Genomic DNA, 23,509 nt, shown 5'->3' with positions numbered 1-23,509 from the left:
TTTTCTCGTGTTGATTTCTTGGGTATCCCAGAAATTGGATAGGCTATCATGGAAGAAATTTAAATTTCAACTAGAACTATGGACGGTCTCATGGCAAAATAGAGAGTAGCAAAACAATTTCGAACAATCGCACCGCATGCAATGAAAGCGTTTTCGAGCAGCGGACGATTGATCGCCGAAAGGAGCGTTGCCATGCGCAAAGTACTGATTGCCAATCGCGGGGAAATCGCGCGGCGGATCATCCGCACCTGCAAAGCCCAGGGAGTGGCGACAGTGGCCGTATATTCGGAGGCGGATCGCAACCTGCCGTTTGTCAGGGAAGCGGACGAGGCCGTCCACATCGGACCTCCCCCTGTGCCGCACAGCTATCTCAACGTGGAGGCGATCATCGCGGCCGCCAAAGAGACCGGAGCGGATGCCGTCCATCCGGGCTACGGCCTGTTGTCGGAAAACGCCGCGTTTGCACGGCGCTGCCGCGACGAAGGACTGGTCTTCATCGGGCCGTCGCCGGAGGTGATTGCGCAGATGGGGGATAAATTGACGGCCCGCCGCGTGATGCGGGAAGCAGGTGTACCCGTGGTGCCCGGCTGCGAGGAACCAGTGAACACGCCGGATGAAGCGGCCAGGGTGGCGGCCGAGATTGGCTATCCAGTCATGCTCAAGGCCAGCGCGGGCGGCGGCGGCATCGGCATGCAGATATGCCGCGACGAAGCGGAGCTGCGCCAGGCGTTCCAGTCGGCCAGGGGCAGGGCCAAGGCGTATTTTGGTAGCGACGCCATGTACGTGGAAGCGTATGTGGACAGCCCTCGCCACATCGAGGTGCAGATCGCGGGAGACGCGCATGGCACCGTCATTCACCTGCTGGAGCGGGAGTGCTCCATCCAGCGCCGCCACCAGAAGGTGCTGGAAGAAAGCCCGTCCCCGTTCCTCGACGAGCTTGCGAGACAGCGGCTTTGCGAAGCTGCGGTGACGGCTGCCAGGGCGGTCGGGTATACCGGCGTCGGCACGGTGGAGTTTATCATGGACGGGAACAAGAATTTCTATTTCCTGGAAATGAATACCCGGCTGCAGGTAGAGCATCCTGTCACTGAAGAGATGACCGGTCTCGACCTGGTCGCGCTGCAGTTGGAGATCGCCCGCGGCAACGCTCTGCCCGTCGCGCAGGGGGATGTCAAGGCGCTGCGCCATGCGATCGAGCTGCGGGTGTACGCCGAGGATCCCGTCACCTTTTTGCCGTCTCCCGGAACGATTACGTACTACCGGCCGCCGCAAATGGACGGGGTACGGGTGGACGACGGCGTGGAGACCGGCACGCAGGTAACGCCGTTCTACGACCCGATGATTGCCAAGGTGATCGCCTCCGGCACAACCCGCGAAGAAGCGATACAGCGGGCACGGGAAGCGATGCGGCAGTTTGAGGTTACCGGGATCAAGACCAACATTCCGTTTTTGCTGGAGGTCTTGGGCGACGAGGCATTCCGGCGAGGCGTGTACACCACGCGCTTTGTAGAAGAGCGAAAAGAAAAAACAACGTAAGGAGAGCATGATGATGAAAAACGTGACAGCATCCATGGCAGGAACCGTTATCAACGTGCTGGTGCAGGCAGGCGACCAGGTGAACCAAGGTCAGGACGTGGTCGTGCTGGAGTCGATGAAGATGGAAGTGCCGATCCAGGCGGAAGCGGACGGCAAAGTGGTTGAAGTAAAAGTAAATGTCGGGGACTTCGTCAATGACGGAGATGTCATCCTCGTACTGGAGTAGTTTTTAGAATGATTCCAAACTGAGCGCCCGCTAGGAAAGGCAGGTGGCCTGCATGCAGGTGCAGATTGTAGAAGTAGGGCCGCGTGACGGCCTGCAAAACGAATCTCAAATGGTGCCGACCGAGGCGAAAATCCGGCTGATCGGCCTGCTGGCCGAGGCGGGACTGCGCCGGATCGAAGCCGGCTCATTCGTCCATCCGCGCTGGATTCCCCAATTGGCCGACACGGCGGACGTCTTTCGCCAACTGCCGCGCAACCCGGACGTGACGTACAGCGCGCTCGTGCCCAATCTGCGCGGGCTGGAGCGAGCCAGGGAGTGCGGGGTGACGGAGGTGGCGGTATTCATGTCCGCCTCGGAGACGCACAACCGCAAAAACATCAACAAAAGCATCAGCGAAACCTTCCCCGTCCTCAGGGAAGTAGTCCAAGAGGCGCTGACGCTGGGCATGCGCGTGCGGGGATACGTCTCCACCGTGTTCGGCTGCCCGTATGAAGGGGCCGTCCCGCTGGACAACAGCCGGCGGGTGACGGACGAACTGCTCAAAATGGGCGTCTACGAAGTCTCCATCGGCGACACCATCGGGGTGGCCACGCCCCGTCAGGTGCAGGAGACGTTTTCAGTGCTTGTGAACGATGTTACGAGCGAGCGCTTGGCCGGTCATTTTCACGATACCCGTGGAACGGGCCTGGCCAACGTGGCGGCTGCCCTGGCCGAAGGAATCCGCACATTTGACAGCTCGATCGGCGGTTTGGGGGGATGCCCGTACGCGCCGGGGGCGAGCGGTAACATTTCCAGCGAAGATTTGGTTTACATGCTGCACGGCATGGGCTATGAGACTGGCGTGGATCTGCAGAAGCTGATCGAGGCGGGCAGTTACATTCAGCGGCAGTTGGGGCGCCCTCTGCCGTCCAAGGTGCTTGCGGCCAGTCTGGCGCAGGCGGAAACCTGCGCAAAGAATGAGGCGGAAGGGGATACGGCATGAGCGTACTGCTGCGAAAAGAGGGGGCCGTCGGCGTGCTGACGCTGAATCGGCCCGAGGTGTACAACTGTCTGAACCTGGAGACGCTGTTCACGCTCCGTCGGCTGATTGCCGAGATCGACGCGGACAGGGAAATTCGCTCCGTCGTAGTGACCGGTGCGGGGGAGAAGGCGTTCTGCTCCGGCGCCGACTTAAAGGAGCGGAGGACGATGACGGAGCTTCAAGTGCAGCTCTACATCCGCACCATCCGGGATACGTTCAGTGAGCTGGAGCGTCTGCCCAAGCCGGTCATCGCCGCGATCAACGGCGTTGCGCTGGGCGGCGGAACGGAGCTGGCCCTGGCCTGCGATCTCAGGGTGATGAGCGAGACGGCCCAGATGGGGCTGACGGAGACGTCGCTTGGCATCATTCCCGGAGCGGGCGGGACGCAGCGGCTGCCGCGCTTGATCGGCAAGGGGAAGGCCAAGGAGCTGATTTTTACCGCCCGCCGCGTCAACGCCGAGGAGGCGCTGGCGATCGGGCTGGTCAACCGCACGGTTCCGCGCGATCAGGTGATGACGTCCGCGCTTCAGCTGGCTGAGGAGATTGCCGCCAACGCGCCGCTTGCGCTGGCCCAGGCGAAGTTCGCCATTGATTACGGGATGGAGGCCGATCTGGCGACGGGGTTGGCGATCGAGAGCAGCGCCTACCAGGTGCTAATCCCCACCCGCGACCGGCTGGAAGGGCTGGAAGCGTTCAGGGAAAAGCGAAAACCGGTATATCGCGGAGAATGACGGGAGGAACGGCAGATGAGCAAGCAGTTGGAACAGACGCTGAAAGAACGGATTGTCAAGGTGAAGCAGGGAGGAGAGGAAAATTACCACGCCAAGCTGAAGGAGCAGAACAAGCTGTTCGTCCGCGACAGATTGAAGCTGTTGTTTGACGATGAGTTCATGGTGGAAGACGGCTTGTTTGCCAATTTCACCGCGGGTGACCTGCCGGCAGACGGGGTCGTGACCGCCATCGGCAAAGTGAATGGGCGGACCGTCTGCGTGATGGCCAACGACGCGACGGTCAAGGCCGGTTCGTGGGGAGCGCGGACGGTGGAAAAGATCATCCGCATCCAGGAGACGGCGGAGAAAATGCGCGTGCCGCTGATCTACCTGGTTGATTCCGCCGGCGCACGCATCACCGATCAACTGGAGATGTTCCCCGGCAGGCGGGGAGCGGGCCGGATCTTTTACAACCAGGTGAAGCTCTCCGGCAAAATTCCGCAGGTGTGCGTCCTGTTTGGCCCTTCCGCCGCTGGAGGAGCGTACATTCCGGCGTTTTGCGACGTGGTCATCATGGTGGACAAAAACGCCAGCATGTACCTCGGGTCTCCCCGCATGGCGGAAATGGTAATCGGCGAAAAGGTGACGCTGGAGGAACTGGGCGGCGCGCGCATGCACTGCTCGGTGAGCGGCTGCGGCGACATTCTGGCGGCCAATGAAGAGGAAGCGATTCAGGCAGCCCGTCGCTACCTCAGCTATTTGCCGGACGACTACACGAAAGAGCTCCCTGTGGAAGCGGCCCGGCCACCCAAACCGGATGCGCGGGACATCAACGAGATCGTGCCGGAAAACCAGAACACGCCCTTTAACATGTACGACTTGATTGATGCACTGGTGGACGAGGGTTCGTTCTTTGAGATCAAGAAGCTGTTCGCCCAGGAACTGATCACCGGTTTTGCCCGGCTGGAAGGAAAACCGGTCGGCATTGTTGCCAACCAGCCTCGGGTGAAAGGGGGCGTGCTGTTCGTCGATTCGGCCGACAAGGCGGCCCGCTTCATTACCTTGTGCGACGCGTTTCGCATCCCGCTGCTGTTTCTCGCTGATGTCCCGGGCTTCATGATTGGCACCGCCGTAGAGCGGGCCGGCATCATCCGGCACGGCGCGAAAATGATCGCGGCCATGGCGGAGGCGACTGTGCCGAAAATCTCCGTGATCGTGCGCAAGGCGTACGGCGCCGGCCTGTACGCGATGGCCAGCTCGGCGTTTGAACCCGACGCCTGCCTGGCACTGCCCGGCGCGCAGATCGCCGTGATGGGGCCGGAAGCGGCGGTTAACGCCGTCTACAGCAACAAGATTCAGGCGATTGAAGACCCGCAGGAGCGGCAAGCGTTTATTATGGAAAAACGACGTGAGTACCAGCAGGATATCGACATCTACCTGCTCGCCTCCAACCTGATCGTGGATGCGATCGTGCCGCCGAGCGAACTGCGCGGCGAGCTGATCCGCCGTTTCGAGATTTACAAGAGCAAGCAGCAAATCTTCTCGGAGCGCAAGCACCCGGTATACCCGGTGTAGATGTGCCAGACAGACTGTCTTCGGCGAGGAGGCAGTCTGTTTTTTTTGTGAAAAACAGGCTGTGGCGCTGCTTGGCAGCCAACGGGAGGTATGCCTTTACAAATAAGAAGGTTTAACCTGAAGCGATGGCGTTGCGTTTTGTTCATTCAGATTGACCGCTGCTGCCGGCACGTGTGCTGACGGACCGCTCGGGCGGAAAATGTTTCGATAATTTCGACCTTTTGCGCACATTTCATTGAACATTGATCGCAAACCTGCTATTCTTGAAATAAGTATTGATTAATGTAGGTGAACAAATGCAGTCGGAAGCGATAACGTTCCACCCGGTGGTAATCGGCGGCGGTTCCGTAGGATTGCTGTACGCGGCCCGTTTTTTGCTGAACGGCCAGTCGGTCGAGTTGGTTACCCGCACCCGTGAGCAGGCCGCGCTGATCGGCGACCGGGGGCTGTCCCTGTTCACGCTGGACGGCCGACGGGAAACAGTCGCGGTCAACGCTTCTCCGATAGACGACGGATTGCCGGAGGGCGATCTCTACCTGTTGGCCGTGAAGCAGACTGCCATCGCCGAGCTGCTGCCGCTGCTGCGCCAACTCCCCCGCTCGGCGCGGGTGCTGGCCCTGCAAAACGGCATGGGTCATCACGAACAATTGGCGGAAGGGCTGGAGCCTGGGCAGCATTTTTACGCGATCAATACAGAGGGGGCGCGCCGCCTGTCGCCGTTCGAGGTGGAACACACCGGCACCGGCCTGCTGCGCGTCGGACCCTGGACGGCTGAGCCTGTGCGCGATCCGCTGATTGCCGCGTTTGTCGCCTGGGCCAACCGCTGCGGCATCCGCGCCGAATACGTGGACGCCGTCGAGCCTTACGCCTGGCGCAAACTGCTGGCCAACGCGCTGATTAATCCCTTGACCGCGTTGTTCGAGATTCCCAACGGCATGCTGCTCGATTCACCGCACACGCTCAGGCTGATGCGGGAATTGTTTGACGAAGCGGCCGCCGTGGCCAAACGCTGCGGTCAAAAAATTGATGAAGCAGATTGGCAGGAAATTGTATCCATTTGCCGAAATACTTCCCGGAATCTTTCCTCCATGCTGCAGGATATCAGACGGCACCACCGGACGGAAGTGGACGCGATCAACGGGTACCTCGTGGACAAGGGAAAACGGACCGGCACGCCCGTTCCGCTGCACGAAACGCTGTTGCGCGCCGTACATCTCAAATCAGGCATGGAAACCGCGAAAGGAGAGGCGGCACATGACCGTTTTGGGTAATCTCTGGTCGTTTGTTTGGGCAGTGCTGACCCATGTGTGGGCTCTGTTGACCGTTTTTCCATTTCTCGGGTTTCCGCTGGCGTATCTGATCGTGCACGCGTGGAAACGGGACCGGCGGCTGGCCGGCCGCTGGGCGGTTAATATCACGAATTTTTTGTTCATTCGCGCTGTCGTGGCCGCCTATGGCGTGATCTGGCCGGATGCGCTTTCCGCTTGGTGGTGGGTGATCGTGTTTTTCCTCGTGACTGTAGGCTTGCTGAGTTGGCTGCAGGTGAAGTGGAAGAGAAAACTCTCCCTGCGGAAGGCCGGTTTTTCCGCGTGGCGGTTGTCGTTTCCCCTGTTTGGACTGGTTTACGTGGTGCTCTTTGCGATGGGGATCGTCAAGACGATGAGCGTCGTCTGAATCCACCGGCGGTATCAATACATATCCTGAAAAGAAAGAAGGTAGGACAATGATGCGGCTTCCCATCGAGTCGATCGGACACAAGATTCGAACGATTCGGAAAGAACGCGGCTTCACGCTCGAAGTCATGGCCAACAAGACAGGACTGAGCAAGGGCTTGCTCAGCCAGGTGGAGCGCGGCATTTCCCAGCCCTCGCTGGATTCGCTGTGGAAAATTACGAAAGCGCTTGAATCGTCGATCATTCACTTTTTCGAGGACATCGACCAGAAGCAGGTACACGTCACCCGCAAAGAGAAGCGCAGACAGATGATCTTCCCTGAATCGACCGGCACGTACAGTCTGCTTTCCACCGGCGGCAGCGGCAAATTGGGCATGCTGGAAGTCAGGCTGCAGCCGGGACAGATGGCGGCAGACCGGTTTGTGCAGGCAGAGGGCGAAGAGTGTTTTGTCGTCATCCAGGGACGCGTGACGGCGCGTTTTCATGACGAGGAGCATGAACTGGAAGCGGGTGACAGCATTTCGTTTGACTGTTCCAAACCCCACACCATCGAAAATACTGGCGACGGCGAGGCCGTGCTGATTTGGTCGATGACACCGTCGCAATTTTAAGACAGCACATTTGACTGCACTTAGACAACCCATTCAGCGGGTTGTCTTGTTTTTTTACGGAAAGGGGGCATGGTATAATTTGCAGTGACATGGCGTAAGAAAGGTGAGCATTAATGAAAATTGAATGCGTTGCGCTTCCTTTGGCGAACCCGCTGTCCAATGCGTACCAGCAGGGAAAAGCCGATGCGCTGCAATTCTTTGCGTACCATCCCTACCGTTCCGATTCGTACCGGGAGCGGATCGCGTGGCTCACAGAACGGCCAATCCCGCACCGGAATGAACTGGCGGACGGATTGTATGCCTACAACAGTCAGATCGGCAATCATCCGGAGGCGCTGGCGCAGATTGAACGGCTGCGATGTACGCAGACGCTGGTCGTCGTTGGCGGCCAGCAGGCCGGAGTGCTGACAGGACCGCTGTATACGATCTACAAGGCTGTCCACCTGGTACAGGCAGCAAAACGGCTGTCAAAGGAACTCCAGACGGAAGTCGTCCCGGTGTTTTGGATTGCCGGTGAAGATCACGATATTGACGAAATCGACCACCTCTACTGGCTGGCGGAAGGGGGAACGGCTCTGCGCAAAGGACGGCTGGCGCTGCCGCGCAAAGGGCGCCCGTCGGCCAGCATGCTGCCCTTCGACCCGGATGAGTGCCGCCGCTTTCTGGCCGATTTTTTTGCCGACCAGACGGAAACGGAGTATACGGCCGTGATTCGGGATCTGTTGGAAGAAACGCAGGCTTCCTCCAAGACGTTGGCGGACTGGTTTGCCCGCCTGATGGCCCGCCTGTTCGGCAAGCACGGTCTGGTGCTGGTGGAGTCCAGCCTGCCGTTTGTGCGCAAACTGGAACAGCCGATGTTCCGCGCGATCCTCGAACAAAACGAACAGCTGGCCGGCCTGCTGATGGATGCCACCGAACGGATCGAAGCCGCCGGATACCCGCAGCAGCTTCAGGTGAAGGCGCATCAAGCCAACCTGTTTCTCTACGAGGACCAAGACCGTTTGCTACTGGAACGCCACGGCGAACGGTTCGTGACGCGGCGTCGCAGCTACACTCGTGAGGAGTTGCTGCGGCTGGCGGAGATGGAACCGGAGCGCTTCAGCGCCAATGTAGTGACTCGCCCGCTGATGCAGGAGTATCTGTTCCCCACGCTGGCCTTTGTGGCCGGACCGGGTGAAGTGGCGTACTGGGCGTATTTAAAAGAAGTGTTTGAACTCTTTGGGCTTCGCCTGCCGATCGTGCTGCCCCGCCTGTCGGTCACCCTGGTCGAAGGGGCGATGGAGCGGCTGATGCGCGAGTGCGGCATTACCATTGAGCAGATGTTAAGGGATTTTGCCGGGTGGAAAGCCGAATGGGAGGCGCGGCGGGCACCGCACCCCCTGGCCGGGCGCTTCACGGAGGTGCGGGAAGGTTTGCTCGACATCTACCGTCCGCTCGTGGACGAGGTCATCCGCCTGGAACCGGGCATGCGTAAATTGGCCGAAAAAAATGTGGGCATGCTGATGGCCCAGGTGGACTTTTTGGAGAAGCGGCTGCTCCGCTTGCTGGACCAGCGGGAAGATGTGGGCCGGGTGCGGGTGCAGCGGCTGGAGGCTGCGCTTGCTCCAGAGGGAGCATGGCAGGAGCGGAAGCTGTCGTATGTTTCCTTTGCCAACAAGCACGGACTCGATCTGGTCGACCGTCTGATCGAAGCGCCGCTTGCCCACGACGGCAGGCATCACGTCATCTATCTGTAAATCATACAATTTCCTCTAAGATACAAGCACCCGCAGCAGTGCTTCTGACTGATGGCCAATCGATTGCAGCGAACGAGACACATGTTTCCAGGCTTCTTTGTCAGTGTTGACTGAGCCACGCTGAACCACGAGCGTCCGCTCCTGTCCGCGCAAGACCATTTTTGGTTTGAACAGGAAAAAAGGATGAAGCCTGCGAATGCGTATGATAAGATAATGATGGTGTTGCAGAGAAGAAGGAGGTTCGTCAAACCCATGAACATGGTTTCGGAAAGCATTGTAAAAGACATGTCATTGGCACCCAACGGTCACTTGAAGATCGACTGGGTGAAAGAACATATGCCCGTGTTGAACCGGATCCGGGAGCGCTTTGAACGGGAAAAACCGTTTGCCGGCCTGAAAGTGGCGATTTCCCTGCACCTGGAAGCAAAAACGGCATACCTGGCAAAAGTGATTCAAGCAGGCGGCGCCGAAGTGACGATTACCGGTTCCAACCCGCTCTCCACGCAGGACGACGTCTGCGCGGCCCTGGTGGAAGACGGCATCCGCGTATTTGCCAAGTACAATCCGGATCCGGCGGAGTACAAGGAGCACCTGATCAAAACGTTGGAGACCCGTCCGGACCTGATCATTGACGATGGCGGCGACCTGGTGTCCATCCTGCACAGCGAACGTCGCGATCTGCTCGGCCAGATTCGCGGCGGCGCGGAAGAGACGACCACCGGGATTCTGCGCCTGAAAGCGCTGGAAAAAGAGGGCAAGCTGGAGTTCCCGATGGTGGCGGTCAACGACGCGTTCTGCAAATACCTGTTTGACAACCGCTACGGCACCGGGCAGTCCGTCTGGGACGGCATCAACCGCACGACGAACCTGGTCGTCGCCGGAAAAACCGTGGTCGTGGTCGGCTACGGCTGGTGCGGCAAAGGCGTGGCGATGCGCGCCAAAGGCCTCGGGGCGAAAGTGATCGTGACCGAAGTGGACGCGATCAAGGCGGTCGAAGCGTACATGGACGGCTTCGAAGTGATGCCGATGAGCGAAGCGGCCAAACACGGCGACTACTTCGTCACCGTTACCGGCAACCGCGACGTGATCCGCAAAGAGCACTTTGAAGTGATGAAAGACGGAGCGATCCTCTCCAATGCCGGCCACTTCGATGTCGAAGTGAACAAGGTGGAGCTGGAAGCACTGTCGAAATCGAAGCGCACGGTTCGCAAGGACATCGAGGAATTTGTCATGGCGGACGGTCGAAAACTGTACCTTCTGGCGGAAGGCCGCCTCGTCAACCTGGCGGCGGGCGACGGCCACCCGGCGGAAATCATGGACATGACGTTTGCCCTCCAGGCAGTCTCTCTGGAATACGTCAACAAACACTACCAGTCGATCGGCAAGCGCGTGCTGAACGTGCCGTACGAGCTGGACGAAATGGTGGCGCGCTACAAGCTGGAGGCGCTGGGCATCGGCATCGACAAATTGACCGACGAACAAAAAGCGTATCTGGACAGCTGGGTCGAATAAGCGGCGAAACCCGTCCAAGTCCGGCGAGAAAATCAGCGAAAAAATCCTGCTTACAAAAGCAGGATTTTTTTTTATAATAACAACTAGGCAGCGAGTGGGGAAAAGTGGGGGAAAGTGGAGTCTAGTGGAAGGAAAGTGGGGGAAACGGCCGTGTTCATGGGTGAATATCAGCACAGCATCGATGAAAAAGGCCGACTGACCATCCCTGCCAAATTCCGCGAAGGGCTCGGCTCGTCCTTTGTTATAACCCGCGGCCTCGATCAATGTTTGTTTGTCTACCCGATGGAAGAGTGGAAAGTGCTGGAGGAGCGGCTGAAGACGCTCCCCTTTACCAAGGCTGACGCCCGCGCCTTCACGCGGTTCTTCTTTTCCGGCGCGACCGAATGCGAATGGGACAAGCAGGGCAGGGTAAACATACCGCCCACTTTGCGCCAGTACGCTGACATCCAAAAGGAGTGCGTCTGCATCGGCGTCTCCAACCGCGTGGAGATCTGGAGCAAAGAGCGCTGGGAAGAGTACTTCGCTCAGTCGGAGGGTTCGTTTGGGGACATTGCCGAAAAGCTGGTGGATTTCAACTTGTAACTGCATGAGTCCAGGCAGCGCAAAATATCCGGTTTGAAAAGGCAGACAACCCTTTTCTTACGCGTTTGAATCGGGAGTGACAACCTTTGTCGTTTCATCATGTGACCGTACTCAGGGAAGAAGCCGTAGACGGGCTGAATATCCGGCCGGATGGCGTCTATGTGGACTGTACGCTGGGCGGCGCGGGGCACAGCAGCTTGATCGCGTCCCGGTTGGGCGCAGGCGGACGCCTGATCGCCATTGACCAGGACGACTGGGCGCTGGACAACGCCCGCGAACGGCTGGCTCCCTACATGAATAAGGTGACGCTGGTCAAGAGCAATTTTCGCCGAATCCGTGACATTGCAAGCGATCTCGGTCTGGACGGTGTGGACGGCGTGCTGTTTGACCTGGGAGTCTCCTCCCCCCAGTTGGACGAGGGGGAGCGCGGCTTCAGCTACAACGCCGATGCGCCGCTGGACATGCGGATGGATCAGGATGCACCGTTGTCCGCCTACGACATCGTAAACGAGTGGGATGAGGAAGAGTTGGCCCGGATCATCTGGGAGTATGGTGAGGAAAAGTTTTCTCGGCGGATTGCCCGTCAAATCGTACAGCGGCGCCGGCATGCACCTGTGCGGACGACCGGGGAGCTGGTGGAGCTGATCAAGGAAGCGATTCCGGCGGCGGCACGCCGGAGCGGCCCGCACCCGGCGAAACGCACGTTTCAGGCCATTCGTATCGCAGTCAACGACGAGCTGGATGCATTCCGCGAGGCGGTCGTGGACGCGATCGATCTGCTCCGTCCCCAGGGTAGAGTGAGCGTCATCACGTTTCATTCGCTGGAGGACCGGATCTGCAAGCAGGTATTTCAGGATTTTGCCAAAGGCTGCACCTGTCCGCCGTCGTTTCCCGTCTGCACGTGCGGGAACCAGGCGTCTGTCAAAATCATCACGAGAAAGCCGATTCTGCCTTCGGAAGCGGAATTGACGGCCAACCCGCGCGCCCGTTCGGCCAAGCTGCGGGTGGCGGAAAAACTGTAAGGCCCCGCGAGCCTGCACGCAAAGGAGGGAGACCGAGTTGAGCTACTACTACCGGGGAAATCTTGCGGTGGAACTGGAAAAGTCGCACACCGTGACCAAAACCAAGCGCACCATTCGCATCAAACCGTCCATTCCAACCAAGGAAAAGCTGCTGTACCTGCTGTTGATCTCGCTGATCGTGACGGGAGTGGGTCTGGTCGGCGTCCGTTACTCGGAAATTTCACAGTACAACTACGAAATCCAGCGCCTGAAAAAAGAGATCAAGGAGACGAAGGAGCAAAACGCCTCGCTGCTGCTGCAAGTCGAGCAGTTGAGCAACAGCGACCGGATTCTCAGAGAAGCGCAAAACATGGGGATGGTTTACAATCCGGAAGCGGTACACTTCATCGGTCAACCCAAGGGGAAATCCGCGTCACAGGGATCGGCGCAGACGAATCCGGCGAAAACTCCCAAGCAAAATCAAAATGACAACAATGCCAAGACGAAACAGCCCGCTCAGTCGAAAACGAATTCCTGACGGGAACTTGCGGATATTGCCGTAATCACAGGTTCAACATGCTGACATCAGCTTCACCGACAGGGATCGGAGAAGCTTTTCTTTTTTGCTGTCCCCTGCACGGGGGCGGTCATCATCCGTCGAGTTGGAGGGAAGAGGGCATGGACACGAAACGACGCGTCAACTGGCGGATCCTGATTCTGGCGCTTTGCACCATCGTGCTGTTTTCCGGCCTGACGGTGCGACTCTGGTGGCTTCAGACCGTAGAAGCGGCAAAGCTCATGGACTACGCCAAAATCCAATGGGACGACATGGAAAAAACGCTGCAGCCCAAGCGGGGAGAGATTCTCGACCGCAACGGCGAGAAGCTGGCCTTCGAAGCCAAGGCGTACACGGTAAACGCCAGGCTGAAGCCCATGGACGACAAGGACCAGGATTACGTCAAAGACCCGTACTACACGGCCACCAAACTGGCACCCATTTTGAACGCGCCGGTGGACAAACTGTATAAATACCTGACGAATCCTACCGCCAAAGTGGTGGAATTGGGCCGCTGGGGCAACAAGATTACGGAAGAACAGCGCAACCGCATTCTCGAGCTGCAGCATCCGACGCTGCCAAACGGGCAGAAGGTGGAGGATAACCAGCTTCCCGGCATCACGCTGATCGAAACCACCCGCCGCTATTACCCCAACGGCAGCTTTGCCACCCACGTCCTCGGCTATGTGGACTACGAGGGCACGCCGCGCATGGGGATCGAACTGCAGTTGGACAAGGAGCTGCGCGGCGAAAAAGGTGAGATGCAGATTCTGACGGACAGGCTGGGGTATCAGCTCCCGGACGGGGAGCGCAAGTACAAACCGGCCAAGGACGGTCTCAACGTCTACCTGACGATCGACCGGACCATCCAGGGCTATGTGGAGCAGGCGCTGGAACAGGCGGAGCAGGAATTCAAGCCCAAGGCCATGACTGTGGTCGTAAGCGATCCCAACACGGGCGAAATCCTGGCCATGGGCAACCGGTCCCAGTTCAACCCCAACGAGTACTACAAGGGGATTTCCAACTACACCAACCACGCGGTCACGAGCATGTTTGAACCGGGCTCCACGTTCAAGATCATCACGTTGGCAGCCTCCATCGAAGAGGGGTTGTTCAACCCGAATGAGACCTACCAGTCGGGTACATACACAAAAATTCCCGGTCCGGCGATTCGCGACCACAACAACGGGGTCGGCTGGGGCAGGATCACCTTTCTCAAAGGCGTGCAGCGCTCCAGCAACGTCGCCTTCGTCATCCTGGGGTACGACCGGCTGAAGCAGGACCGGCTGAAAAAGTACTTCAAGGACTTCGGGATGGGCCAGCTTACCGGCATCGAGCTGCCCTACGAAAAGGCCGGCAACCTGAACAACCTGGATAATCCGCGTTCGCCCCGCGATATCGCCGTTACCACGTTTGGCCAAGGGGTGACCGTGACGGCGATCCAGCAGGTGATGGCGGTAGGAGCGATTGCCAACGGCGGCGAGCTTTTGAAACCGCACATCGTCAAGGAAATGCGCGATCCCAATACCGGTGAGGTGGTCAAGCGCAACGAGCGGGAAGTGGTTCGCCGGGTGGTCAAGGAATCGACCGCCAAGCAGGTGCGTGACATACTGGAGACGGTGGTCACAGACGAAGAAGGTACGGGGAAAGCGTACAGGATCGACGGCTATCACGTTGCCGGCAAGACCGGGACGGCGCAGAAGTACAACCCGGAAAACGGTGAAGTCATGAAGGGCCACTACATCGTCTCTTTCATCGGTTTTGCGCCCAAGGACAATCCGCGTCTGCTCGTCTACGTGGTGGTGGATGACCCGCAGGTGGGCGAGTCGTATCAGACATGGGGCAGAAAGGTAGTGGCGCCGATCTTTACGTCCGTCATGGGGCGCAGCCTGCAGTACCTTCAGCTAAAACCCGACATGCAGCAGGTGCAGCAGGCGTCGGACAAGGCAAACACAGCCACATCCCAGAAGCCGGTTATCACCGACAAGGAAGTGACGGTGCCCAAGCTGGTCGGCATGTCCACGACGACCGCGCAGCTTCGGGCCCAGCAGGAGCAGTTGAACGTGAACGTGGTCGGAACCGGCACAAAGATCGTCAGCCAGATTCCGGCCGCGAATGAAACAGTGCCCTCCGGCACCCGCGTGATCCTCGTGACGGATCGGGTCAAAGGGGCGAAAATGCCGGACTTTACCGGCAGGTCGCTGCGTGACGTAATGGAATTCGCCTCGCTGTTGAACATCCAGGTTGCGCAGGTCGGGACCGGTTTTGTCACCCAGCAAAGCATCAAGCCGGGCACCGTGCTCAATGGAGGCGAAAAGCTGCAGGTAACGCTTCAACCTGCGTCCAAGCTGCCGCAGGCGTCTGACGAGACCAATCCGACGACAGGAGGCGCCCCTCCCGGCGCTACATCGGGAGCCGAGACAACAGCGCAGGGTTCCGCGGAAGCGGGCACAGCAGGATCGGCGAATCAGCCGCCGTCAACACCGTAAGTTCTAACCCGTCCCCCCCGCGAATAGGGTAGGAAAGAGACAACCTACTCCGTGAGGGGGGACTCGCTTTGCGGGTATCCAATGTAACTGTGCGGCGCCGCATATTTGTCGCCTTGGTGATCGGCATCGTCCTGTACACCGCACTGATCACCCGTCTCGGATACGTTCAACTGGTGCAGGGGCACTGGCTGCAGGACAAGGCGTTGAAGTTGTGGAACCGCAACATTCCGTTCGAAGCCAAGCGAGGGCGCATTCTCGACCGCAACGGCAACGAACTGGTCACCAACATCAGCGTTCCCTCGGTCATGGCGATTCCGGTGCAGCTGGAAGATGCGCGTGAGACGGCGCGGAAGCTGGCGGTCATACTGGAGCAGGACGAAGAAACGGTCTACCAGGGCATTACCAAACGAGCGATGATTAACCGCGTGCCGGGAGGACGGAAAATCTCTGCGGAGAAAGCCAAGCAGATTCAGGAGCTGAACCTGCCCGGCATCGAGGTGGTGGAAGACACCCAGCGATTCTATCCGCATGGTACGATGGCCGCCCATCTGCTCGGTTTTACCGGGATCGACAACCAGGGGCTGACCGGTCTGGAACGCTTGTACGACGACTATCTCAAAGGGCAGCCCGGTTACGTTTCGTACCTGGCCGACGCGCGGGGAAAGTCGATGCCCGGCGGAGGAGAGCAATATGTCGCACCAATCGACGGGATGGACATGTACCTGACCATCGACAGCACGATTCAGTCGTTTATCGAGCGGGAACTGGATCAGGCGATGGTGGCGTATCAGCCTGACGACGTGCTGGCGATAGCCATGAACCCGAAGACGGGCGAGATTCTCGGCATGGGCAGCCGCCCCACCTTTCAGCCTGACCGCTACCGGGACTACCCCGAAGAGGTGTACAACCGCAACCTGCCAATCTGGAAGACGTACGAGCCTGGCTCGACGTTCAAGATCGTGACCCTGGCCGCTGCGCTGAACGAAAGCGTGGTCAGCCTGGACGAAGGGTTTTACGATCCGGGTTACATCCTCGTCGCCGGCAAGCGGCTGCGCTGCTGGAAACGGCAGGGACACGGCCAGGAAACGATGCTGGAAGTGGTGGAAAACTCCTGCAACCCGGGGTTTGTGACGATGGGGCAGCGGCTGCAAAAGGAGCGGCTGTTTGACTACATCAAAAAGTTTGGCTTTGGACAAAAGACAGGCATTGATCTGATTGGTGAGGAAAACGGCCTATTGTTCAACTTGGACCGGGTGGGACCGGTGGAATTGGGCACCACGTCGTTCGGCCAGGGGGTGTCGGTCACGCCGATCCAGCAGATGGCCGCCGTGGCTGCGGCGATCAACGGCGGAAAGCTGATGAAGCCGTATGTAGCCAAAGAGTGGCGTGACAGCGTAACCCATGACGTGGTGGGCAGGGCGCTTCCCACCGAAGTGCGTCAGGTGATTACGCCGGAGACGTCCGCCAAGGTTCGCTACGCGCTGGAGAGTGTCGTGGCGCGCGGAACGGGGAACAAGGCGTACATCGAGGGCTACCGCGTCGGCGGCAAGACCGGTACGGCCCAGAAGGTAAAAAACGGCAGGTACGTAAACGGGGAGTACATCGTCTCCTTTATCGGTTTCGCGCCGGCAGACGACCCGCAGATACTGGTCTACTTCGCCGTCGACAACCCCAAGGCGCTGGCCTTCGGGGGGCTGATCGCCGCGCCGAGCGTCAAAAACATCATCGAATCGTCCCTGCAGTACATGGGCGTGCCGAAACGAAAGGACGGCATCCCGCGGGAGTACAATCCCGCCCTCGGCCAGACGCGTTACGTGGAAGTGCCCAACATGGTGGGGCTTTCGATGCGGGAAATAGTCACTACGTACGACACGCTGCCGTTGGTCGTCTCCGGCAAGGGCACTCACGTCATCAGCCAGTCGCCTGCCCCGGGAGTCAAAATCGAGGAAGGATCAAAAATTCGTATCCATCTGGGTGACAAATCAGCCGATTAGCTATACAATGAGATTTCGGAAGCGGGGTGGGGAGGCTTGATCGAAAGCCTCACCCGCCGCGTTTTGTAGAAATCGCAACGCATTTGTCTATAATAGGGAGAGAATGGGGTGCCTGTTTTATGCTGTTACGAGATCTGCTTGCTCCTCTGTTGCCGGTGCAGGTAACGGGAGATGACAGCTTGGAGATTACAGGATTGACGGCAGACTCACGCAAAGTTCAGCCCGGCTGCTTGTTTGTCTGTCTGACAGGCTTCACCGTGGATGGTCATGCCTTCGCGGCACAGGCGGTGGAAAACGGAGCCGTCGCCGTGCTTGCGGAGCAGGATGTGGACGTGCCAGCGACCGTTGTCCGGGTGCCGGATACCCGCCGGGCAATGGCAATGCTGGCTGACCGTTTTTACGGGTCGCCTACGCGGGAATTGAAGCTGATCGGGGTGACCGGAACCAACGGCAAGACGACCACCACCCATCTGATTGACAAGATTTTGCGCGACCAGAACAAGCGCACGGGGCTGATTGGCACCATTCACATGCGGATCGGCGATGTCACCGAAGAGGTGAAAAACACCACGCCGGACGCGCTGGAACTGCAGCACGCGTTTCGCCGGATGCGCGACGTCGACACGGAATACGCGATCATCGAGGTGTCTTCCCACGCTCTGGAGCAGGGGCGCGTACGCGGCTGCGATGTACATACCGCAGTCTTTACCAACCTGACGCAGGATCATCTGGATTACCACGAGACGATGGAGAATTACCGTGACGCCAAGTCGCTCCTGTTCTCCCAACTGGGAAACAGCTACGATCCCGACAGGTTGAAAACGGCCGTGCTCAATGCCGACGACGAGGCGTCGAACCTGTACGCCAAAGTCACGCCCGCCCGGGTGATCACGTACGGCATCGACAATCCGGCCGACGTGCGGGCCGCCGAGATTGAGATCACCAGCCGCGGCACGTCGTTTACTGCCCACACCTTCGCCGGTTCCATCCGGCTCAATCTGAAGCTGATGGGCAAATTCAACGTCTACAACGCGTTGGCCGCCATTGCCGTCGCGCTGGCCGAAGGTGTGCCGCTTGATGAGATCAAGGCGAGCCTGGAAGCGGTGCCGGGCGTAAACGGCCGGTTTGAACCGGTCGACGCGGGCCAGCCGTTTGCCGTGCTGGTTGACTACTCGCATACGCCGGACAGCCTGGAAAACGCGCTGGCGACCGTCAAGGAGTTTGCCAAGGGACGGATTTTCTGTGTGGTCGGCTGCGGCGGAGACCGAGACAGGACAAAGCGCCCAATTATGGCGCGGATTGCAACAAAATACGCTGACCTGACCGTCTTAACGTCTGATAATCCTCGCTCCGAGGATCCGCAGGCGATCATTGACGACATGTTGGCGGGCCTCACGGAAGTGGCTGCGGAGCGATACGTCTCCATCGTGGACAGAAGGGAAGCGATCCGCTACGCCGTGGCGCAGGCCAAGCAGGATGACGTCATCCTGATCGCCGGAAAGGGACACGAAACCTATCAAATCATCAAGGGACAGGTGCTGCCGTTTGACGACCGTGAAGTGGCCCGGGAGGCCATCGCCGAACGGCGGAACGAATAGAGGCACGCGTCCGTGAATAGCATCAGAGAAAGGAGGGTCGGGCATGTTCGCTGACAATGTACTACTCGTCACGATCGTCGCCGCGTTTCTCATTGCCGTACTAATCGGTCCCCTGTTCATCCCCGTGCTGCGCCGCCTGAAATTCGGGCAGGCGATCCGGGAGGAAGGGCCGCAATCTCACCAAAAAAAGGCAGGAACTCCCACCATGGGTGGGACAATCATCCTGATGGCACTTATTTTTACCGTGCTGAAGTTTGCCAACATCAATGCAGAAATCCTGTTTTTGATGCTGGTGACACTTGGCTACGGATTGATCGGATTTTTGGATGACTACATCAAAATCATCCGGAAGCGGAATCTCGGCCTGACGGCCAAGCAGAAATTTACCGGCCAACTCCTTCTGGCCGTCGGCGCGTATTACCTATTAGTGCAAATGGGACACGATACGACGCTGCACCTGCCGGGGACACCGTGGAAGCTGGAGCTCGGCCTCTTGTACTTCCCGTTTCTGCTGTTTCTCCTGGTAGGCACGACCAATGCCGTCAACATCACCGACGGTTTGGACGGCCTGCTCGCCGGGACGGGCGCGATCGCCTTCGGGGCGTACGCCATCATCGCCTGGATCAGCCAGGACTATGACACGGCCATCTTCAGCGCAGCCGTCGTCGGGGCTGTGCTCGGCTTTCTCGTCTTCAACGCGCATCCCGCCCGCGTCTTTATGGGGGACACCGGGTCGCTGGCACTCGGCGGTGCCCTGGCGGGAATCGCGATCATGACCAAGACAGAGCTGCTGTTGGCCGTCATCGGCGGCGTGTTTGTCGTCGAGACGCTCTCCGTCATTCTGCAGGTTGTCTCCTTTAAAACGAGAGGGAAGCGCATTTTCCGGATGAGTCCGCTTCACCATCACTTTGAACTGACCGGATGGTCGGAGTGGCGCGTTGTCGTCACCTTCTGGCTGGTGGGCATCATCTTTGCCGGATTGGGCGTGTACCTAGAGGTGGTGGCAATGCGATGAAACGTTATCACAATCAGCACGTAGTCGTGTTGGGCATGGCAAAAAGCGGTGTGGCAGTGGCAAAACTGCTGCACCGCTTTGGTGCGCATGTTGTCGTCAACGACAAGAAGCCGCGCGAGGAAACGGCTGGCGCCGACGAACTGGAAGCGCTCGGCATTCCGGTCATCTGCGGGCATCACCCCGATTACCTGATCCATGAAGGCGTGACCCTGGTGGTGAAAAACCCGGGCATCCCTTACGAAGCGGCGCCGGTGGCCAAAGCGCTGGCGCTCGGCATCCCGGTGGTGACGGAGGTGGAGCTGGCCTACCTCATCTCGCAGGCGCCGATCATCGGCATCACCGGCTCCAACGGCAAAACGACCACGACCACGCTGGTCGGTCTGATCCTCAAGGAAGCGGGCATGGATGCCCTGGTAGGAGGCAATATCGGCACGGTGCTGTGTTCGCTTGCGGAAACGGCCCGGCCCGACCAGCGCCTGGTGGCGGAATTGAGCAGCTTTCAACTGCTGGGGACGCAGGCGTTCAGGCCGCAAATCGGCGTGCTGCTCAACCTGTATCCGGCCCATCTCGACTACCATCACACAATGGACGAGTATTTGGCAGCCAAGCTGAAGCTGTTTGCCAACCAGACGGCTGACGACATCGCCATCCTGCCGTACGACCAGCCGGACGTGCTGGCCAAATGCGGGGAACTGAAGGCGGCCACCTACTACTTCAGCAAGTGGCAGTCGGTGCCGCAGGGCGTCTATGTGGACGGCGGTGACATCGTCTTCGTCGGGCCGCAGGGGGAGCGGGATGTGCTCATGGCTGTGGCCGATCTGTCCGTCGCCCATCTGGACAACGCCCTGGCAGCCGCGCTGGTGACCAGGCTGGCAGGCGCGGACAAGCAGTCCATCGCCAAGGTGCTCTCCACCTTTCCGGGCGTGGAGCACCGCATGGAGTACGTGGCGACGATTGACGGTGTCAAATACTACAACGACTCCAAGGCGACCAACCCGGAAGCGGCTTCGCGGGCGCTGCAGGCGCTGGACGAACCGATCGTCTGGATTTGCGGCGGACTGGATCGGGGCGTGGATTTTCGCGAGCTGGTGCCTGTCATCGGGCCGCGGGTAAAAGCGGTGGTCGCGCTCGGGCAGACTGCCCCGATTTTGCTGGAGCGGGCAAAAGAAGCAGGAATTAGCAGGCTCATCCATGTCGATACTGTGGAAAAAGCCGTCCTTGCCGCCAGCGGCGAGGCTGCGCCGGGCGACGTGGTGCTGCTCAGTCCGGCGTGCGCAAGCTGGGACATGTTCCCGTCGTTCGAAGTGCGGGGGAGCATGTTTAAGGACGCTGTGCATAGACTTAAAACAAGCCTAGCATAACGTCCGTCCCGTACAGCAGGAGTGCTGCATCAGCGAAGGACGGCGCGAGAAAGGATGACCTGTCACAATGAGCAAGTCCCGCTCCGCTCCCGACTTCGTAATTATTTTTGCAACACTTTTTTTATTGGGAATAGGCATCGTGATGGTGTACAGCGCCAGCGCGATCGTGGCGCAGAAGTTCAACGACCCGTTTTTCTTTGCCAAGCGGCAGTTGATTTTTGCCCTGCTGGGGATCACCTCCATGTACCTGACGATGAACATGGACTACTGGATCTGGAAGCGGTGGGCCAAAGTCGCGTTTTACGCCAGCATCGGCCTCTTGATCCTGGTGCTGGTCATCGGCATCGAGGTGAACGGCTCCAAGAGCTGGCTGGGCATCGGCGCGTTCGGGATTCAGCCGGGTGAATTCGCCAAGCTGGGAGTCGTCGCCTTTTTGGCCCGCTGGCTCTCCGACAATCAAAAGCTGATCGTGCAGTTTCGCAAAGGGCTGGTGCCCGCTCTGGCGATCCCGACCGTATGTTTCGCCCTGATCATGCTGCAGCCTGATCTGGGGACGGGTACCGTGCTGATGGGTACCGCGCTGGTGATGATTTTCGCCGCCGGGGCAAAGATCAGCCACTTCATCGGCTTGGGCGTGCTTGGCCTGGCCGGGTTTGTCGGACTGATTCTGTCCGCACCGTACCGGATCAAGCGGATCACCTCGTTCCTCGACCCATGGCAGGACCCGCTGAACACCGGGTACCAGATCATCCAGTCCCTGTACGCCATCGGTCCCGGCGGGCTGTTTGGCCTGGGGCTGGGGCAGAGCCGGCAGAAGCACTTCTACCTGCCGGAGCCCTACAACGACTTTATTTTCTCGGTGATTGCCGAGGAGCTTGGCTTTGTCGGCGGATCACTGGTGCTCCTGCTGTTCCTGTTGCTGTTGTGGCGGGGCATGCGCACGGCGATTACAGCGCCGGATCTGTTCGGCAGTCTGCTGGCGCTGGGCATCATCGGAATGATTGCGATCCAGGTGGTCATCAACGTCGGTGTGGTGACCGGCATGTTTCCGGTTACCGGAATCACCCTGCCGTTTTTAAGCTACGGCGGCTCGTCGCTGACGCTGATGCTGACCGGGGTCGGTGTGCTGTTAAACATTTCGCGTTTTTCCAGATAGAATAGAAGGTGATCGTATGCGTGTCGTCCTCACAGGTGGAGGCACAGGTGGACATATATACCCGGCGCTTGCGGTGGCGAAAGAAGTGTCCCGCCAGGAACCGCAGGCGGCCTTTTTGTATATCGGCAGCAAGCACGGCCTGGAGGCCCAGATTGTGCCGCGGGCCGGGATTCCGTTTGAATCGGTGGAAATTGTCGGCTTGAAGCGGAAGCTCACCCTGGACAACGTCAAGACCCTGTGGAAGTTTTTCCGCGCCGTCTCCGCGTCGAAACAGATGCTGCAGCGTTTTCGGCCGGACGTGGTCATCGGCACGGGAGGGTACGTCTGCGGCCCGGTGGTCTACGCGGCGGCCCGGCTGGGGATTCCCACCATCATCCACGAGCAAAACGTGGTGCCCGGCCTGACCAACAAATTTCTTACCCGGTTCGTCGACAAGGTGGCGGTGTCGTTTCCCGAGTCCCTGTCGTTTTTCCCCCGGTCAAAAAGCGTGCTGACCGGCAATCCCCGGGCGACGGAAGTGATGCACGGAGACGAGCGGGCGGGCCGTTCGTTTTTGGGCATCGGCGGGGACAAGCGTATCGTCCTCATGTTTGGCGGCAGCCGCGGGGCGAAAGCGATCAACGAAGCGGTGCTGTCCATCGTGCCGGAGTTGGAACAATTTGAAGATACCCACTTTGTCTACGTGACCGGCGAAGTTCACTACGAGGCAATTACCGCCGCTCTGCGGGAAAAGGGAGACCTGCCGCGCAACATTTCCCTCCTGCCGTTCGTCCACAATATGCCGGATGTTCTGGCGGCTACGCATGTGCTGGTCAGCCGGGCAGGCGCATCCACGTTGGCGGAAATCACTGCCTTGGGCATCCCCGCCATTCTCATCCCGTCCCCGTACGTGACCAACAACCATCAGGAGAAAAACGCACGCGGACTGGAGAAGGAGGGAGCGGCTGAAGTCATCCTGGAGCGGGAGCTGACCGGCGAGCGGCTGCGTCAGTCGCTAACCAGACTGTTGAGCGACCGGAAGCGCTGGGCGTCCATGCGGGAGGCCTCGCTCAAGTTGGGGATGCCGCAGGCGGCAACGGAAATCTATCGGTTGATGAAAAGCCTTTAGAGGCAAAAAACGGACGTCTGGGCGATTGTCACGCCGTTATGGGCGATCG

The 23,509-nt window shown here is 59.1% G+C and carries 20 protein-coding genes; all 20 read left to right on the top strand.

Annotated elements, in window-relative coordinates; all coding sequences use genetic code 11:
* Positions 1-192: 192 nt before the first annotated feature.
* Positions 193-1,536, top strand: a complete 1,344-nt coding sequence (locus tag ETC00_RS02555; RefSeq protein WP_171564396.1) for an acetyl-CoA carboxylase biotin carboxylase subunit — start codon at positions 193-195, stop codon at positions 1,534-1,536.
* A 13-nt stretch (positions 1,537-1,549) separates the two neighbouring features.
* Positions 1,550-1,762 carry an acetyl-CoA carboxylase biotin carboxyl carrier protein subunit gene (locus tag ETC00_RS02550; RefSeq protein WP_171564395.1) on the top strand — a complete coding sequence of 71 codons (213 nt, stop codon included), beginning with the start codon at positions 1,550-1,552 and terminating at the stop codon, positions 1,760-1,762.
* A gap of 52 nt (positions 1,763-1,814) precedes the next feature.
* Positions 1,815-2,744 (top strand): hydroxymethylglutaryl-CoA lyase, encoded by a 930-nt coding sequence (locus ETC00_RS02545; protein ID WP_171564394.1) that lies wholly within the window; start codon positions 1,815-1,817, stop codon positions 2,742-2,744.
* Positions 2,741-3,514 (top strand): enoyl-CoA hydratase, encoded by a 774-nt coding sequence (locus ETC00_RS02540; protein ID WP_171564393.1) that lies wholly within the window; start codon positions 2,741-2,743, stop codon positions 3,512-3,514. Before ETC00_RS02545 ends, ETC00_RS02540 begins: the two co-directional genes overlap by 4 nt.
* Positions 3,515-3,529: 15 nt before the next feature.
* Positions 3,530-5,068, top strand: a complete 1,539-nt coding sequence (locus tag ETC00_RS02535; protein ID WP_171564392.1) for an acyl-CoA carboxylase subunit beta — start codon at positions 3,530-3,532, stop codon at positions 5,066-5,068.
* Positions 5,069-5,364: 296 nt separating this feature from the next.
* A complete protein-coding gene (locus ETC00_RS02530) occupies positions 5,365-6,339 on the top strand; it encodes a ketopantoate reductase family protein (RefSeq protein WP_171564391.1) in 975 nt (324 codons plus the stop codon).
* The gene (locus ETC00_RS02525; RefSeq protein ID WP_171564390.1) at positions 6,323-6,742 is read left to right on the top strand and encodes a DUF3397 domain-containing protein; all 420 of its coding nucleotides are present in this window, start codon (positions 6,323-6,325) and stop codon (positions 6,740-6,742) included. Before ETC00_RS02530 ends, ETC00_RS02525 begins: the two co-directional genes overlap by 17 nt.
* A 52-nt stretch (positions 6,743-6,794) precedes the next feature.
* Entirely contained in the window at positions 6,795-7,352 is a 558-nt protein-coding gene (locus tag ETC00_RS02520; protein ID WP_171564510.1) for a helix-turn-helix domain-containing protein, read from the top strand.
* Between the two features lie 113 nt (positions 7,353-7,465).
* Entirely contained in the window at positions 7,466-9,088 is a 1,623-nt protein-coding gene (gene bshC / locus ETC00_RS02515; protein ID WP_171564389.1) for a bacillithiol biosynthesis cysteine-adding enzyme BshC, read from the top strand.
* Between the two features lie 252 nt (positions 9,089-9,340).
* The gene (locus ETC00_RS02510; protein WP_171564388.1) at positions 9,341-10,600 is read left to right on the top strand and encodes an adenosylhomocysteinase; all 1,260 of its coding nucleotides are present in this window, start codon (positions 9,341-9,343) and stop codon (positions 10,598-10,600) included.
* Positions 10,601-10,750: 150 nt separating this feature from the next.
* Positions 10,751-11,182, top strand: a complete 432-nt coding sequence (gene mraZ / locus ETC00_RS02505; RefSeq protein WP_171564387.1) for a division/cell wall cluster transcriptional repressor MraZ — start codon at positions 10,751-10,753, stop codon at positions 11,180-11,182.
* Positions 11,183-11,268: 86 nt separating this feature from the next.
* Complete coding sequence (gene rsmH, locus ETC00_RS02500; protein ID WP_171564386.1) at positions 11,269-12,204, top strand: 16S rRNA (cytosine(1402)-N(4))-methyltransferase RsmH; 936 nt, start codon at positions 11,269-11,271, stop codon at positions 12,202-12,204.
* Positions 12,205-12,241: 37 nt separating this feature from the next.
* Positions 12,242-12,721 (top strand): cell division protein FtsL, encoded by a 480-nt coding sequence (gene ftsL, locus ETC00_RS02495; RefSeq protein WP_171564385.1) that lies wholly within the window; start codon positions 12,242-12,244, stop codon positions 12,719-12,721.
* Between the two features lie 140 nt (positions 12,722-12,861).
* Positions 12,862-15,228, top strand: a complete 2,367-nt coding sequence (locus tag ETC00_RS02490; RefSeq protein ID WP_171564384.1) for a penicillin-binding protein — start codon at positions 12,862-12,864, stop codon at positions 15,226-15,228.
* Positions 15,229-15,296: 68 nt separating this feature from the next.
* A complete protein-coding gene (locus ETC00_RS02485; RefSeq protein WP_171564383.1) occupies positions 15,297-17,222 on the top strand; it encodes a stage V sporulation protein D in 1,926 nt (641 codons plus the stop codon).
* A 119-nt stretch (positions 17,223-17,341) separates the two neighbouring features.
* The gene (locus ETC00_RS02480; protein WP_171564382.1) at positions 17,342-18,820 is read left to right on the top strand and encodes a UDP-N-acetylmuramoyl-L-alanyl-D-glutamate--2,6-diaminopimelate ligase; all 1,479 of its coding nucleotides are present in this window, start codon (positions 17,342-17,344) and stop codon (positions 18,818-18,820) included.
* Positions 18,821-18,863: 43 nt separating this feature from the next.
* Positions 18,864-19,835 (top strand): phospho-N-acetylmuramoyl-pentapeptide-transferase, encoded by a 972-nt coding sequence (gene mraY / locus ETC00_RS02475; RefSeq protein ID WP_171564381.1) that lies wholly within the window; start codon positions 18,864-18,866, stop codon positions 19,833-19,835.
* Positions 19,832-21,196, top strand: coding sequence for a UDP-N-acetylmuramoyl-L-alanine--D-glutamate ligase (murD, locus tag ETC00_RS02470; RefSeq protein ID WP_171564380.1), 1,365 nt, complete (start codon positions 19,832-19,834; stop codon positions 21,194-21,196). The genes mraY and murD overlap by 4 nt, the downstream gene beginning before the upstream one ends.
* 67 nt (positions 21,197-21,263) lie before the next feature.
* Entirely contained in the window at positions 21,264-22,352 is a 1,089-nt protein-coding gene (gene spoVE, locus ETC00_RS02465) for a stage V sporulation protein E (RefSeq protein WP_171564379.1), read from the top strand.
* A gap of 16 nt (positions 22,353-22,368) precedes the next feature.
* Positions 22,369-23,460, top strand: coding sequence for an undecaprenyldiphospho-muramoylpentapeptide beta-N-acetylglucosaminyltransferase (gene murG / locus ETC00_RS02460; RefSeq protein WP_171564378.1), 1,092 nt, complete (start codon positions 22,369-22,371; stop codon positions 23,458-23,460).
* Positions 23,461-23,509: the final 49 nt, after the last annotated feature.

The organism is Brevibacillus sp. MCWH, from assembly GCF_013096935.1.
Lineage (GTDB): Bacteria > Bacillota > Bacilli > Brevibacillales > Brevibacillaceae > Brevibacillus > Brevibacillus aydinogluensis.
Note: the sequence above shows the minus strand (reverse complement) of the source record. Positions and strands in the feature narration are given on the sequence as shown.

Coding starts and splice junctions, on each gene's coding strand:
- ETC00_RS02525 (WP_171564390.1), top strand. CDS start 6,323: ATGACCGTTTTGGGTAATCTCTGGTCGTTTGTTTGGGCAGTGCTGACC.
- ETC00_RS02520 (WP_171564510.1), top strand. CDS start 6,795: ATGCGGCTTCCCATCGAGTCGATCGGACACAAGATTCGAACGATTCGG.
- ETC00_RS02490 (WP_171564384.1), top strand. CDS start 12,862: ATGGACACGAAACGACGCGTCAACTGGCGGATCCTGATTCTGGCGCTT.
- ETC00_RS02480 (WP_171564382.1), top strand. CDS start 17,342: ATGCTGTTACGAGATCTGCTTGCTCCTCTGTTGCCGGTGCAGGTAACG.
- ETC00_RS02530 (WP_171564391.1), top strand. CDS start 5,365: ATGCAGTCGGAAGCGATAACGTTCCACCCGGTGGTAATCGGCGGCGGT.
- spoVE (WP_171564379.1), top strand. CDS start 21,264: ATGAGCAAGTCCCGCTCCGCTCCCGACTTCGTAATTATTTTTGCAACA.
- ETC00_RS02555 (WP_171564396.1), top strand. CDS start 193: ATGCGCAAAGTACTGATTGCCAATCGCGGGGAAATCGCGCGGCGGATC.
- ETC00_RS02535 (WP_171564392.1), top strand. CDS start 3,530: ATGAGCAAGCAGTTGGAACAGACGCTGAAAGAACGGATTGTCAAGGTG.
- ETC00_RS02510 (WP_171564388.1), top strand. CDS start 9,341: ATGAACATGGTTTCGGAAAGCATTGTAAAAGACATGTCATTGGCACCC.
- bshC (WP_171564389.1), top strand. CDS start 7,466: ATGAAAATTGAATGCGTTGCGCTTCCTTTGGCGAACCCGCTGTCCAAT.
- mraY (WP_171564381.1), top strand. CDS start 18,864: ATGTTCGCTGACAATGTACTACTCGTCACGATCGTCGCCGCGTTTCTC.
- ETC00_RS02550 (WP_171564395.1), top strand. CDS start 1,550: ATGAAAAACGTGACAGCATCCATGGCAGGAACCGTTATCAACGTGCTG.
- murG (WP_171564378.1), top strand. CDS start 22,369: ATGCGTGTCGTCCTCACAGGTGGAGGCACAGGTGGACATATATACCCG.
- ETC00_RS02545 (WP_171564394.1), top strand. CDS start 1,815: ATGCAGGTGCAGATTGTAGAAGTAGGGCCGCGTGACGGCCTGCAAAAC.
- murD (WP_171564380.1), top strand. CDS start 19,832: ATGAAACGTTATCACAATCAGCACGTAGTCGTGTTGGGCATGGCAAAA.
- ETC00_RS02540 (WP_171564393.1), top strand. CDS start 2,741: ATGAGCGTACTGCTGCGAAAAGAGGGGGCCGTCGGCGTGCTGACGCTG.